The sequence below is a fragment of the Cupriavidus sp. 05N39 genome (assembly GCF_056397325.1).
The window spans coordinates 26,526-40,358 of record NZ_JBFTNE010000030.1; the positions used below are offsets into that span (position 1 = coordinate 26,526).

Annotated in this window: 13 protein-coding genes; 4 read left to right on the forward strand and 9 right to left on the reverse strand. The window is 65.4% G+C overall.

The features are described 5' to 3' along the window. The first annotated feature begins 57 nt into the window (after positions 1-57). A complete protein-coding gene (locus AC1DN0_RS16355) occupies positions 58-465 on the forward strand; it encodes a hypothetical protein (protein WP_441635003.1) in 408 nt (135 codons plus the stop codon). Between the two features lie 92 nt (positions 466-557). Here the strand turns inward: AC1DN0_RS16355 and AC1DN0_RS16360 are convergent, their stop codons facing one another. Genes AC1DN0_RS16360 through AC1DN0_RS16370 form a run of 3 tightly spaced genes read right to left on the reverse strand, consistent with a single transcriptional unit; the run spans position 558 to position 5,235 of the window. Continuing rightward, the gene (locus AC1DN0_RS16360) at positions 558-1,853 is read right to left on the reverse strand and encodes a c-type cytochrome (RefSeq protein WP_477111825.1); all 1,296 of its coding nucleotides are present in this window, start codon (positions 1,851-1,853) and stop codon (positions 558-560) included. Next, positions 1,853-2,404, reverse strand: a complete 552-nt coding sequence (locus tag AC1DN0_RS16365) for a (2Fe-2S)-binding protein (RefSeq protein ID WP_441633189.1) — start codon at positions 2,402-2,404, stop codon at positions 1,853-1,855. The genes AC1DN0_RS16360 and AC1DN0_RS16365 overlap by 1 nt, the downstream gene beginning before the upstream one ends. Beyond that, positions 2,401-5,235, reverse strand: a complete 2,835-nt coding sequence (locus AC1DN0_RS16370; RefSeq protein WP_441633191.1) for a xanthine dehydrogenase family protein molybdopterin-binding subunit — start codon at positions 5,233-5,235, stop codon at positions 2,401-2,403. Before AC1DN0_RS16370 ends, AC1DN0_RS16365 begins: the two co-directional genes overlap by 4 nt. Positions 5,236-5,684: 449 nt before the next feature. On the opposite strand from AC1DN0_RS16370, the gene AC1DN0_RS16375 reads away from it, so the two are divergent. From AC1DN0_RS16375 to AC1DN0_RS16385, 3 genes are all read left to right on the forward strand, one after another. Then, complete coding sequence (locus tag AC1DN0_RS16375; RefSeq protein WP_441633193.1) at positions 5,685-6,584, forward strand: LysR family transcriptional regulator; 900 nt, start codon at positions 5,685-5,687, stop codon at positions 6,582-6,584. Between the two features lie 150 nt (positions 6,585-6,734). Next, complete coding sequence (locus tag AC1DN0_RS16380) at positions 6,735-8,702, forward strand: aconitase family protein (RefSeq protein ID WP_441633251.1); 1,968 nt, start codon at positions 6,735-6,737, stop codon at positions 8,700-8,702. 97 nt (positions 8,703-8,799) lie between these two features. After that, complete coding sequence (locus AC1DN0_RS16385) at positions 8,800-9,816, forward strand: Bug family tripartite tricarboxylate transporter substrate binding protein (RefSeq protein ID WP_441633195.1); 1,017 nt, start codon at positions 8,800-8,802, stop codon at positions 9,814-9,816. Between the two features lie 358 nt (positions 9,817-10,174). On the opposite strand, the gene AC1DN0_RS16390 is transcribed toward AC1DN0_RS16385, so the two are convergent. The 6 genes from AC1DN0_RS16390 to AC1DN0_RS16415 form a co-directional block, all read right to left on the reverse strand. Beyond that, positions 10,175-10,528, reverse strand: a complete 354-nt coding sequence (locus AC1DN0_RS16390) for a hypothetical protein (protein WP_441633196.1) — start codon at positions 10,526-10,528, stop codon at positions 10,175-10,177. Then, entirely contained in the window at positions 10,513-10,740 is a 228-nt protein-coding gene (locus tag AC1DN0_RS16395) for a T6SS effector amidase Tae4 family protein (RefSeq protein WP_441633253.1), read from the reverse strand. The genes AC1DN0_RS16390 and AC1DN0_RS16395 overlap by 16 nt, the downstream gene beginning before the upstream one ends. Positions 10,741-10,758: 18 nt before the next feature. Further along, positions 10,759-11,166, reverse strand: coding sequence for a PAAR domain-containing protein (locus AC1DN0_RS16400; protein ID WP_441633198.1), 408 nt, complete (start codon positions 11,164-11,166; stop codon positions 10,759-10,761). A gap of 576 nt (positions 11,167-11,742) precedes the next feature. Next, positions 11,743-12,054, reverse strand: a complete 312-nt coding sequence (locus AC1DN0_RS16405; protein WP_441633200.1) for a non-heme iron oxygenase ferredoxin subunit — start codon at positions 12,052-12,054, stop codon at positions 11,743-11,745. 8 nt (positions 12,055-12,062) lie between these two features. Beyond that, entirely contained in the window at positions 12,063-12,536 is a 474-nt protein-coding gene (locus AC1DN0_RS16410; RefSeq protein ID WP_441633202.1) for an aromatic-ring-hydroxylating dioxygenase subunit beta, read from the reverse strand. A 3-nt stretch (positions 12,537-12,539) separates the two neighbouring features. Next, positions 12,540-13,796, reverse strand: a complete 1,257-nt coding sequence (locus tag AC1DN0_RS16415) for an aromatic ring-hydroxylating dioxygenase subunit alpha (RefSeq protein ID WP_441633255.1) — start codon at positions 13,794-13,796, stop codon at positions 12,540-12,542. Positions 13,797-13,833: the final 37 nt, after the last annotated feature.

The window sequence follows — 13,833 nt, forward strand, 5'->3', positions numbered from 1 at the left end:
ACCTCGGCGCTACAGTGGTCCTTCCCATGCCTGAAGGCGTTCTTTGGAGGTACACGAATGAAGCAACATCTGGCGAAATCCCTGTTGATGGCTGGCGCGATGATCGCGTCCTACCCGCTGTTCGCGCAGCAGGCCCAGCCCATTCAGCCGGCCCAGCCGATGCCGATGACTCAGCCGATGCAATCCACCCAACCTATGCAAACCGCCCAGTCGGTGTCATCCGCGCAGCCTGTGCAAGCCACGCCGGCGGCAGCGCCGTCGGCCCAGGCGACGCTGCCGGCCGCGCGCGATCCTTATGCGCAAGGTGCCGAACAGCCGGTTCAGCCGGGCGTTGCGCCCGCACCGGTCGACCCGACGCTGGCCCGCAGCCCCAACCCGGCAATGGACGCCGCCAGCATGAGCCTGGCTCCCGATGCGCTCGGGACGCGCCTGGGCCAGCGCAACCCCTTCCTCGACGGCGCCTGAGCGCCTGGCAGCCTTCCTGAGCCCCAACCCTTCGGAGTGCAACGTCCCGTGAACCGGGCAGTGCGCCGGCACGTCCGCGCCGGTGCTCTCCCTCAATGGCCCTTGCCCGCTTCCGCGCGCAGGGCCTTCACCTTGTCCGCGCTCACATCGCCGGGTTGTCCGCCGTAGCTCGCCCGCAGGTAGTTGGCCAGGTCGGCAAGCTCCGCGTCGCTCATGCGCGACGCAAAGCCGGGCATGTCCTGCAGGCTCTCCAGCCCGGGGAATTTCTGGGCTTCGATGCCGTCGAGCATGGATACGATCAGGTTGTGCGGGTCGGCGTTGCGCACGGTGGAGTTGCCCAGCATCGCCACCGCCACGTGCGGCTTGCCCTCGCCATCGCGGCCGTGGCAGCCGGCGCAGACGGCCAGGTAATGCTGGCGGCCGGGTTTGAGCAGGGCCGCGTCCGCGCTGACCGGCTTGAGCGGCTGGGGCTGCGGCGGCTGGTCGCCCAGCAGGTAGGTCGACATCGCGGCGAGGTCGGCCTTGTTCAGGTACTGGCTGCTGAGATGGACCACGGGGAACATCTCGCCGTAAGCCGAGCCTTGCGGCGCGATGCCGGTGGCGAAGAAGGTCTGCAGGTCGGCGCCCGTCCAGCCGCGCGCGGCCAGGCCGGCGGGCGTGATGTCCGGCGCGGCCACGCGGCCGAGCGCGGCGCCGGCCAGTGGCTTGGCCGCGTCCAGGCGGCCGAACGCGGCGCGCGGCGTGTGGCATTCGGCGCAGTGGCCCAGTGCATTGGACAGGTAGCGGCCGCGCTGCCAGGGCGGGGTCTGGCCGGTGGAGGCGTCGGGCAGCTGGTCCTTCAGGAACAGCAGGTTCCAGCCGGGCAGCGTCACGCGCATGTTGTACGGGAAGCTGAGATCGTGCGGCCTGTTGGCCACGGCAACCGGTTTCAGCTGCATCAGGTAGGCGTACATCGCATCGGTGTCGCCACGCGACAGGCCGCGATACGAGGTGTAAGGCATGGCCGGATAGAGATGCTTGTCCGGCGCGACCCCGTCGTGCAGCGCCTTGTAGAAATCGTCCGCGCTCCACTTGCCGATGCCGTGGTCCTTGTCCGGCGTGATGTTGGTGCCGTAAAAGGTGCCAAATGGCGAGGCTAGTTCCACCCCGCCGGCAAACGGCGCGCCCTGGGCGCTGGTATGGCAGGCGGCGCAATCCGCGGCGCGCGCCAGGTAGCGCCCGCGTGCGATCTGGTCGGCGGGAGAGAGCTTGGTGGCGGGCTGCTGGTCGGCGGCGGTGTCGATCGGGGCGGCGTGGTCGCCGCAGCCAGCCAGCAGGGCCGCGCCCAGCGCGGCCATTGTCGCCAGCGTGGTGCGCGCGTGCCGGAGGAAGTCGGGCTGGCTCGTCATCACTTGTCTTCCTTTACCAGGCCCGGGGTGTTGACCACCACGTCCTTGACGGCTTCGAAGTAACGCACGTAGCCGGTGCAGCGGCAGATATGGTCGTCGAGCGCCGCGGCGATGGTCTCGTCGACCTTGCCCCGCGCTACCGGCTGGCGCTTCAGCCGCTCCACCAGGATGGTCGCGCCGTTGACGAAGCCCGGCGTACAGTAGCCGCACTGGAAGCTGAAGTGCTCCAGGAACTTCTGCTGCACCGGCGACAGTTCCACTACCTCGCCCTTGTCGTTGCGCCTGGCGTGGCCTTCCACCGTGCGCACCTTCTTGCCCTGGAAGTAGTGCGCGCCGGTGATGCAGGCGCGCACTTCCTCGCTGCTGCCGTCGGCTTTGTCCAGGATCACCACGCAGGCGTGGCAGATGCCCTGGCCGCAGCCCAGGCGCGAGCCGGTGAGTTCCAGGTACTCGTGCAGGAAGTCGATCATCATCAGGCCTTCCGGCACGTCGATGGGGCCAACGTCCTTGCCGTTGATGTTGAGGGAAAGCGGTTGGGTGGCGATGCTCATGCCAGGACCTCCTGAATCTTTTCGGCGCTGACCGGCAGGGCGGTAAAGCGATGGCCGATGGCATGCGCGATGCCGTTGACGATGGCGCCCACCACCGGAATCATCACCACTTCGGCGATGCCCTTGGGCGGATCGGTGTCGGACACGGGCGGCAGGACTATCCCGGTTTGCGACCACACCGCCACGTCGCTGGCGCGCGGCAAGTGGTAGCGGTTGAAGTTCCAGGTGCCGTTGCCGGGCCCGTCCTCATAGAGCGGCAGGATCTCGTGCAGCGCGTGGCCGATGCCCATGGCGATGCCCCCCTGGAGTTGCCCGGACACCAGTTCCGGCGACAACTGCGAGCCGCATTCCATGATGGAGTGGTGGCTGAGGATATCCACCTTGCCGCTGGCCTCGGCCACCGACAGCTCCACCAGCGTGGCCACCGCGCTGTAATAGGTCACGGTCGCGTTGTTACGCTGGGTCGGGGCGATGTAAACCTTCTTGCGGTCCAGCACCTGGTAGCCACCGCTGGTGGTCATCCGCGCCTTGCGCGCGGCGTCCGCGCCATCGCCGTAGCGTACCGAGAGCCCGTCGATGGGCAGCCGGGCAGCCGTGCCGTCGACCTCAAAATCAGCCTCGCTCCATTGCCATCGATTGAACACGTGCACCGTGGCGCCCGTGACCAGGCCCAGCTCGTGCGCCTTCCTTGCCAGTTGTTCGTAGGGCAGCGCCTGCAGGCCGCCGGCGGTGAGCTTGCCCTTGACCCAGCGCGCATCCTCCACGCGCACCACCAGCGAGGCGGCCTGACCGCCGCCGACGCCCTGGCTCCAGATCGCCATGGCAGCGGGCCATAGGCCGTGCATAAAGACCACGCGCGCGGCTTCGCGGGTGCTGTGGGTGAAGTAGTAGGCTGAATTGGTCGCGCTGGAAGGCGAGGCGTAGGCCGGCGACCAGCGCGGATTGGCCGACAGCTTGTCCTGGTCGGCTTGGCTCATCAGGTAAGGATCGCCGGTGGCGGTGACGGGAAGGTCGGGCCAGTCGGTGATCGCCACGCGCACTTCGGTGGCTGGCTTGCCCAGCCAGCGCGTCACGGCCACCGCCTGCGAGGTCGACATGCCGGTGCCGATCTCGGCGCCGCAGTGATGCAGGGCGATGGTGCCGTCGGCGCGCATCTCCACCTTGGCGAACGAGGCTTCCGCGCCGGTGCCGAAGTCCTTCTGCACGCAGGCGAAGCCCACGCCGTAGCGCCGGCCGGGATGGCTCGCCTCGAAATCCGCCTTCTTCTTCGCGCGGCCGGTCCAGAGCGGATGGGCCCTGGCCGCCTCCAGCACTTCATCCACGCGGATGGCGCCGGCGGGGATCGCGCCCTGCGTATTCTTCATGCCCGAACGCAGCGCGTTCCTCAGGCGGAACTCGATGGGGTCGAGCTTGAGCTGCTCGGCGAACTCGTCGACCATCATCTCGGTGGCCGCCATGCTTTGCAGCGTGCCGTAGCCGCGTGCCGAGCCGGCATCGATGGCGCGCGAGGCGATGGCCACGGCGGTCAGGTCGTTCTTCGGGAAGTAATAGATCGACTGCGCCGCGGTGGCGCCCACCATTGCCACCGAGGGCGAGAAGTTGGCGCGGCCGCCGCCATTGGCCTCGAAGTCGCCCTGGAAGGACTGGAACAGGCCGGTGTTCTTGTCCACCGCGATGCGGTAGCGCATCCTGAAGGCGTGCCGCTTGATCGCGGTCTGGAACTGCTCGTAGCGGTCGTTGGCCAGGCGCACCGGCTTGCCGTCGGCGTAGAGCGCCGTCACCAGGCCATAGAAGGGGAAGTTGTAGTGATCCTTGGAGCCATAGCCCACGGTGTAGCAGGGATGGACGAACACCTGCTTCACCGGGAACACGCCCTTGGCCCTGGCCATCATCTCCGCCGCGCTTTCGCCGACTTCGATGGGGGACTGGGTCGGCACGACCATGTGCAGCGCCTGCGTGCCGGCGTCATACCAGCAGTTGGCGTTGTCTGGTTCCAGCGCGGCGGTATCGACGGACTGCGTGTTGTACTCGCGCTCCARCACCAGCCAGTCAGCCGGCGGCTGGTCCAGTTGCTGGCGGATCTGGCCGGCGTGGAACATGCCCTGCTCGCCGAGCTGGCCGTGGTCCTTGCCGTCGGGCCAGACCGGTTCGTGCTTGCGCATCATGCTGGGGAACAGCGGCGCATTCTTCAGGCTGGAAAACACATCATCGTCGAACGGCGTCTCGCCGCCCACCCGCACGAAGCGGAAGGTGCCCCAGGGATCGCGCTCCAGCGGGCCGGTCGAGGCGCCGTAGCGGATGATCTCGTCGTGGAACTTGAGCTTGTCCTTGGCAAAGCGGAAACGGGCGAAATCGTGATAGATCAGGATCGCCACGGCATGACCGAGATAGGCCGGCGTCTTGCCTTCCGGCAGCAGCATGTCCTCGCCATAGAAGGCGGGAAAGGCCACGCCGTCGCGCGTCAGGTCCGCGGCGGTGACTACGCGGTCGGGCTTGAGATCGTCGCCCAGCAACGCCAGGTCGAAGCCCGCATAGCTGCGATCCGCCTTGGTGGCGCGCAGGATGAAGGCATGCGATTGCGCCTTGGGCCAGTGCGGCATGTCACGCGAACGGATATCGCGGGCGAAGACCTTGTCGCCAGTGACCTTGGCCATGCCGTCGATGCGGAAATTCGGGGCGCCGGTCTTGGGGTCCCACTGGACCGGGGTCAGGATTTTTTCTTCGAACAAGGCCGCGAAGGCCTTGCCGCCGATCGGTGCGATATACACCGATACCCCGGCCACGACGCTGGCCTTCAGGAACGTGCGGCGCGAAGGGCTGAAATTAGCCATGGATTTTCCTTGGGAATGCGCCGATGCCGCTGCGGCGGCGTCCGGACGAGATACACGGCCTGACACGTCCGGCCTGGGTAGCCGGGCGAACGAGACGGGAAGAACCGGAAGGCGAGGCGCAGCGGCAATCTAGGTCTCCGTACATGAGGGCGCGGGCACGAAGTACGGCACCGGCGCGGATTACGACGCAAGACTGGGCTGGTGATCTGTGGGGCAATGCAAGCATTTATTCTAGGCGTGGAAGTGCACGCCGGGGCGCGGATTCTGCGCCGTCGGGAGTGCGGCAGCAACGGGGCGGGCTGAATAATGCTTATCACGGCCGTGTCATCCCGTTGCGGGCGACATTGAAGTAGCGCGTTGTGCGGAGCACAAACCAGCGTCGCACGGGCGTGCCGCGCGATCGTCGTCCGGCATCGTCCGCGATGCCTGATCGTTGTAGCATCGCAGCCATGGACAACCTGCTCAGAAAACTCGACCTGACCTCGCTGCGGCTATTCGTCGCCGTCTGCCAGGAACAGAACATTGCCCGCGCCGCCGAGCGTGAATTCATTGCACCGTCGGCGGTCAGCCGCCGCATCGCCGAGATCGAGGCGATGATCGGCCTGCCGGTGATCCAGCGGCATCCGCGCGGCATCACGGTCACGCCAGTGGGCGAGACGGTGCTGCGCCATGCATTGGCCATCATCGGCAATATCGAGGCGCTCGGGGCGGAATTGTCGCGCTTTTCCTCGGGTGCGCGCGGGAATGTGCGGATGGTATGCAATCTCGGCGCCATCGTGCAGTTCCTGCCGGAGGACCTGGCGGCCTTTGGCCGGGTGTATCCCGATGTTGGCATCGAGCTGGAGGAGCAGCATAGCCCCGAGGTGCTGCGCATGGTGGGCGAGCGCAGTGCGGATTTTGGAATCTGCAACGCCATCCCGGGCGTCGAGCAGTTCGTCTCGCTGCCGTACCGGGAGGACCAGCTATGCGTACTGGTGCCGGGCGGCCATCCGCTGGCCTCGGCGCTGGCGGTGCGCTTCGCGGACTTGCTGGGCGAGACGTTTGTTGCGCTGCGGGATGAGAGCGCACTGAGCCGGCTGTTGTCGGATCAGGCTGCACGCCTGAACGCAGCGCTCAGGATCAAGATCCGGGTGGCCAGCCTGGATGCGCTGTGCCGCATGGTGCATGTCGGGCTGGGCATCGCCATCGTGCCGCGCCAGGTGGGCGAGCTTTACCTGAACACGCTCGATGTGGCGGCGCGGCCTCTGGCGGATGCCTGGGCCACGCGGCAACTGGTGGTGGTGTTCCAGTCGCACGAGCAGCTTTCGGCCAGTGCCGCGGCATTGGTGGGGTTTCTCTGCCGGCAATAGCGCCAATGGTGCCAATAGCGGTATTGGCAATAGCAACGATAGCAAGGCATGGCAGCCGTCTCGAACCGAGACGGCTGCCATGCCGACTCCGCACTTTGCCCGTCCGGCGCCAAAACATATAGTGGGGCCATCAGAACGAGAACCCCCATGATGGAAGACACCATTCGATTCAGCGGCCGCGTGCTGTACCTGTCGCAAGATCCCGCCTGCGTGCGCGCCCAGCTTGAGGGCAGGCCGATGACCCTGGCCGCAGCGGGCCCGCTGCGCGACAACATCTCCACCGATGAGATCACGCCTGTCACGATCATGCTCGCCTATGACGAGCGCCTGGGGCAATTCCCTTATGTGGGCTTTCAGGCCGGCGGCGAGCAGCCGATCGGCCGCGATGCGATCCGCAACGGCGGCTTCGCGGTCACTGTAGCGGGCAAGCGCTACGGCAAGGGGTCTTCGCGCGAGTCCAGTCCGCTGGCCGAGTTGTCGGCCGGCATCCGCCTGATCGTTGCCGAGAGCTTCGAGCGCATCTACCAGCAGAACTGCGACAACATCGGCATCCTCACCACCACGGACTTCACGGTGCTCGACCGGGTGCTGGCGGGCGAAGCGATCCCCATCGAGGCGTTCCTGACCGGGCGCGACGCGCTGACCCGGCAGGTGATCCGCGCCGGTGGCCTGCTGGCCTATAGCCGCGCGGCGAACTGGCCGGCGGCGGGCGAGGGTGCGCAGGCCACGGAGGCAACGGGCGATGCCGCACCGCGCACCCTGGTGGAAAAGATCATCGCCCGCCATCTGCTCCCTGGCACGCCGAGTGCTGAGCGCGGCCAGGGCGTGTTCGTGATGGCGGACTGGCGTTTCTCGCACGACTATTTCACCGGCATGTGCGCGCACCTGATGCATCGCGCCTTCGGCAAGCCGGCGGCGTTGCACCGGCCCGACCACATCATTGCCTTCCAGGACCACCTTGTGCTGGCGGCCCAGAGCTTTCCGCATGTGCGCGACGGCCTGCTGCCCGGTGTGGCCAACCTGATGCAGGGACATAGCAGTTTTGCGCACGACTACCCGGTGCGCTCGCATAACGCGCTTCCGGGCGAAACGCCGGGTTCGGAAGGCATCTGCCATGCGCTGATGGCCGAGCAATACGCGTTGCCGGGGCAGGTGGTGGTGGGTACCGATTCGCATACGCCGCATTCCGGCGCGCTCGGCTGCCTGGCGTTCGGCGCCGGCGCCACCGATGTCGCCAATAGCTGGGTCACCGGCTACGTGCGCTGCAAGGTGCCGGAGACGCTGCGCGTGGAGGTCGAGGGCGAACTGGCCGAGGGCGTGACGGCCAAGGACATCGTGCTCTACCTGCTGCAGATGGACGCAATCCGCTCCGGCGGTGCCATCGGCATGGTGTTCGAATATGCTGGCAGCACGGTACGGGCCTTGTCCATCGACGAGCGCGCCACGCTGACCAATATGGTGGCGGAGCTGGGCGGCTTTACCGGCATCGTCGAACCCGACGACAAGACCGTGGCCTTCCTGAATGCACGGCGTGGCGTCGACTTCGCCGTCGAGGACTGGATGCGCAGCGATGCAGGCGCAACGTACCGCGACGTGATCCGCATCGACGCAGGCGTCATCGCGCCCATGGTTGCGCGCCCCGGCGATCCTGGCAACGGCATCGCGGCGGACACCCTGGACCAGCCGGTGCCGGTGGACATCGCCTACGGCGGGTCCTGCACCGCCGGCAAGCGCGAGGATTTCGACTACTACCACGAGGTATTGCGCTGGGGCCTGGAGCATGGGCTCAAGGTGTCACCGCGCACTCGGCTCTTCCTGCAGTTCGGCACCCTCGGCGTGAAGGACTACTGCGAAGCGCGCGGCTACATGGACACCTTCGCCGCCGCCGGCGCCACCCTGGTCATGCCGGGCTGCGGTTCATGCGCCAACTGCGGGCCGGGCGCTTCCACCACCAGCGGGCAGGTCACCATCAGCGCCATCAATCGCAACTTCCCCGGTCGCTCGGGGCCGGGCCAGGTCTGGCTCGCCAGCCCCTACACCGTGGCCGCGAGCGCGCTGGCCGGGCAGATCAGCACCTTTGGGCAATTGCAGGCCAGTACCGCCCGGCCTGCCTCGTAGTCATTCACCCCAGGCCCCCGCGGCAGCGAGGGCATCGCGGCACCTGAGCGGGGCGACAGATCCCGGCCGCCATTCACAGCATTCACAGGAGACAGACATGTTCCCCATCACCTCGCGCGCCCTGCGCGCGGCGGGGCGGTTTTTTGCCGCCACTGCCATGCTGTCCGCGGCAGCCGCACTGCCGGTCATCGGCACGCCCGCCGCCCGCGCCGCCGACAAATATCCCGCCAGGACCGTGCGCCTGATCGTGCCGAACTCGCCGGGCTCCACCGCCGACGTGGTCGCGCGCGTGGTGGCCGAGGGGCTGGGCCAGGACCTCGGGCAGCCGTTCTACGTGGAGAACATTCCAGGGGCGGCCGGCATTCCCGGCACGCGGCAACTGGTGTCCGCCGCCGCCGACGGCTACACGCTCGCGGTGGTGTCGTCCAACCATGCCATCAACCCCGGCTTGTATCGCAATATTCCCTACGACAGCGTAAAGGACATCACGGCCGTGGCGCTGATCGGCACGACGCCGCTGGTGCTGGTGGTGGGTGCGGGCTCGCCGTACAAGACAGCGCAGGAACTGATCGTCGCGGCGCGCGCCCATCCGGGCAGCCTGAGCTACGGTTCCTCTGGCAAAGGGAGCGTGCTCCACCTTGCCGGCGAACTGCTGAAATCCAAGGCAGGCATCGATATGCTGCACGTGCCCTACAAGGGAGTGAATACGCTGATGACCGATGTGCTTGGCGGACAGATCAATGCCGCCTTCCTGGCCACGCCATCCGCCTTGCCGCAGATCAAGGCCGGCAAGCTGAGAGCCCTGGCGGTCAGCACCCCGACGCGGCTGGATAGCCTGCCCGGCGTGCCGACCCTGGCGGAGTCCGGCGTCAAGGACTATGCCTACGACGCCTGGATCGCGCTGGTCGGCCCCGCCGGCTTGCCCAGGGACATCACCGCGCGGCTACAGCAGGCGATGGCCAAGGCGCTGGCGGCGCCCAAGGCCAAGGAACTGTTCGCCGCGCAGGGCTTTGTCGTGAAGAGCGGCAATGGCGAAGAGACCGCCCGCCTCATCCGCGACGAACTGGGCAGGAGCCAGGCGCTGATCAAGAGCGCGTCGATTGCCGTGGAGTGAGGGTGCACCCACCAGGGACCAGCGGGCATCTCTCGATTCAAGCCGTCTTTCGCTCGCAGAGTGACCAGCCACGAAGTTGCAAGCGATACCGGTTTCGTCGTGGGCGCGGTGGCACCGGATTGATGAGCCCGAGGGCTTCACCTCCGCGCCCGCCCAACCACAAAACCATCACGACGTGATGTGTTGTGATGGTGCGCACCGGCACTGGCACCGGCACCGGCAGATGGGCGAATGGGCGAATGGGCGAATGGGCAAGGATGCCGATGCCGATACACCAGCCTCCTGCAAGGATCGCTTTCTTTTGGGTGCGCCCGGCAGGGCGCACTTACTTTTCTTCATGTCACGCAATACCTAGCTGCTACAGCGCAACAATTCTAGTGGCGGCGAATGTTACTGCCCAATGCGTGAGAATTGTCGCCACCAACGCCACGGCTAGCAGGCCGGTTCTCTCGACGCGCGTGCTGAGCACGAACCCCAGCACCCCAAACAGAACCGGTGGAACGGGTATCAGCAGGATCAAGCCAAACAGCATCCGGACATCAGCAGGGCACACGTCTATTCCAACGCATGCCCCAGGCCGCGGCGTGCACAGGCGCAGGAACACGTCACAGAGGTACGCATCAATGACGGAACATGCGACTACACTGGCCACGCCGACGCCGGCAAATGCTGCCGTCACAACGAAGCGCCGCCAGCCTACTTGATTTCCCAAAAGAGTATCTCCGTTGATCGCCCGAGATCCGACCACCCATAATGGGTGCCGGGAAAGAACGCATCCCATCCCAAGCTGCGACCGATTGTTGAAACGACGCCGGGAGTGCTGCTGATCGTCAGCCGCGACCCATTCCACAGGTCAATGTGACCGCCGCTGGCGTTGCCAGCCGTTTCGCCATCGCGCCTCCAATAGTTCCTGAACGCGGCGATGCCAGTGCGTCCCGCGAATCAGACCCGGTGATGTTTTCCGGTGCGCCGATGCCAGCCATAGGCTTGAGCTCCCGTAGCTGTGAACCCCGGATTACCGGAGCCACGCAACCCGGATGCCCCGTCGCGCGCGCCCATATCTTCGAACCACTTTTCGCCGGCAAGCAGAGCAACAATGCGCGGCGGCGTGGGGCACTGGCACAGGACAATATCGCCGTCCAGGGCAATCTCGCCCATGAACTGCATCCGGCGCGGCCCGCCGGACTTAGCAATCGTGCCGGTGCTCTTGCAGGTTTCGCAGTAAGCCTGGCCTCCGATCAGTGCGGCCTGGTGGCCTGGGTCGCCAAAGGTACAAGCTAGGCCTGCATAAGGCAGGATCTTCCCGCCGCGCTCCAGTACGTCGCCAACGCAGGCAATTCTTCGCATCATGGTTGAGCCTCCCAAATGCCGATGGGCTGCATGTCTTCCTGCATACGATCTCCCTCAAGATGGGCTATGTGCGCAAATCGCCCCCCATTTGTGCCTAGTGCCTCATCGAGATCAATCGGACAAGTCCCGATGCGTGATGAATTTTCTTATTATCAGTGCTGCACAATTTCTATTTCGTCGCGGGCGCGGTGGCACCGCTTTGATAAGCCCGAGGCCTTGACCACCGCGCCCGCCCCACCACGAAACCACTGGCGGGCGATGTGTCGTGGTGGTTCGCGCCGGTAACGGCAGATGGTCGAATGGGCAAGCATTCGGCTACCGGGGGCTCCACCACGAATCCTGGAAACTGGCAGGTTCGTGGCCTTTCAAGCCGGTACCGGCAGAAGCCAGCAGAACTGTGGCCGTACGACGAATCCCCTGGACCTCGCATTCGCGATTGCTCTGCCCCCGGCAGGGTCGGCTTTCTTTTCGTTAGTTTTCTTTGCCGAACGCAAAGAAAAGTGACCGGCGTCCCCCGCAGGGGGATGTCGTATTCCTTTGGGTGCAAGATGCCGACATCGCTCAAATAAAGCCCCCCTAAATCTCCACAAACACCCCCCCACCCTCAACCCTCACCCCAAACACCTCAATATCACCAGTCAGCGGCTCACACATAGCCCGCCCGGTGCGCACATCGAACCTCCCCTGATGCAACGGACATTCAATTTCGTGTCCATCGAGAAACCCATCACACAGCCGCGCGTTACCATGACTGCAAGCATTATCCGTCGCGTAAATCTCATCCCCCACGCTATAAAGCGCGATCTCCCGGCCACCAGCATTAACCGCCACGACATCATCCTTGGGAATCGCGACCAGTGGCATCACTTGAATCCATTGCTTCGGCATGGCACACCTCAAATCGGGTAAATAATGGAATTGGCGATCATCTCGCTATCGAAAACGCATAGCCGGGACTCAAACTTCAAGCCCTCCCCGGTGCGCCGGATCACATCGATATAGCGGCCCACGTTGTACACGGTGGACAGCCCGTCCGGCTTGGTACGAAAGACCGCATAGCTGGCCTCGGCGTCGATCCGCTCCGCATCGGCCTTCAGGATGCGCGGGATGCCGACCACATGCCGCTGATAGTACGGATCATGGAAGATGGTCTCGGTCGCACCGTAGATGCGGTCCCTGAGCATGCCGCGGCTCTCGAAGGAAAGTGTGGCAAGCGGGAAGCCGCCATCGTAGTTCTCGCGCGGCTGCAGCTTGTAGACGCACGCCTCGGTGAAGAAGTCCGGCCACTTCCCCCATTCGTTGTTGTCGAGCGCCGCGGCGTAGTCCGCATACAGCGCCAGCACTTGCGAGTAGGTTTCAAAGTCGAGCATGTCTCAAGCCTCCATCACGCGCCGCCAGTAGTTGTACATGCCGCGAATCAGCGTCTCGGTCACCATGTGGTCCGTATCGCCGATCTCGCGTCCTCCCAGTTCCGCCACCGTCCGGTGGAATGGTTTCTGCTCGAAGCCCTGCTGGGAAAACTCGATCACTTCGCCGTCGTCGGCCGAGACAAAGCCGGCCGGACCGAACAGGTTCGCCTGGCGCAGCCGGCGCCGGGTCATGTCGGCATCGTCGTCCTCGAAGCCGAAGTGCGTCCACACGAAGTTGAACGTGCCGTGGCCGGCTGGCTGGATATGCCGGGTGGAAACCGAGTTCACCTGCTGCTGGATGATGACGCTGGGGAACAGTGTCATCATCACCGCCGTGGGCGTGCCCCACCAGTCTTCCTTCACCACGTCGAGGAAGCGGTCGTCGTGCAGGTTCATCTGCTCCTTGAAGCTGGACACGCCGCTGGTCACTTCGCCCTTGCCGCCCTGGCCGCGCGTGGAGATCATCGCCGCGTGGCGGAAGTGCTCATCCATCCTGAGCTCCGACTTGTTGTCGGCTCGCCAGAGCCCGAACGTCACGAACCAGGTGTGCAGCAGCCCGGGGTGGTACGGATCCTTGATGTTTTCCTGCATCAGCTTCCAGTTGCCGGGAATCTGCTGGCGGCTGTAGCCGAGGATAGTCAGCTTGCGGCCATCGAAGACCCTGTCGAAGTAGGCCAGGATGGCCGGGCCGAGATAGTCCTCCAGTTCGGGCACCGCATGATCGAACGAGGCGAAGATCACGCCGTTGCGCCGCGCGACCTTGAGCTTGGTCAGGCCGTGCGCCTTCGGGTCGAAGTCGGCTGGCATGCCGCCATTGACCTTGCCGTCGAGCTTGACGCCGCGCCGGAACGGCACGCCGACAAGGTTGCCCTTGAGGTCGTAGTTCCACTGGTGATAGGGGCAGGTGAAGTCCTTGCGATTACCGGAGCGCTCGCGGCAGAACTGCACGCCGCGGTGCGCGCAGACGTTTTCCACCACATAGATCTCGCCGTCCGCCGCACGGCTGGCGATCACCGAACGCTCGCCGACCGCCGTGCGCTTGAAGTCGCCCGGGTTCGGGATTTCCGCTTCCAGCCCGATGTAGCACCAGTGGCCCGAGTAGAAGAAGCGTTCCAGCTCCTGCCGGTAGATTTCGTCGTCGGTATAGGCCCAGAACGGAATCCGGCTTGAGCCTTCGTCCTTCCATTCCTTCTTCCTGAATGCAATAGCCTGTTCGCACATGGCCTGTTCGTGCATGGCTTGTCTCCGTGTGGTTTGT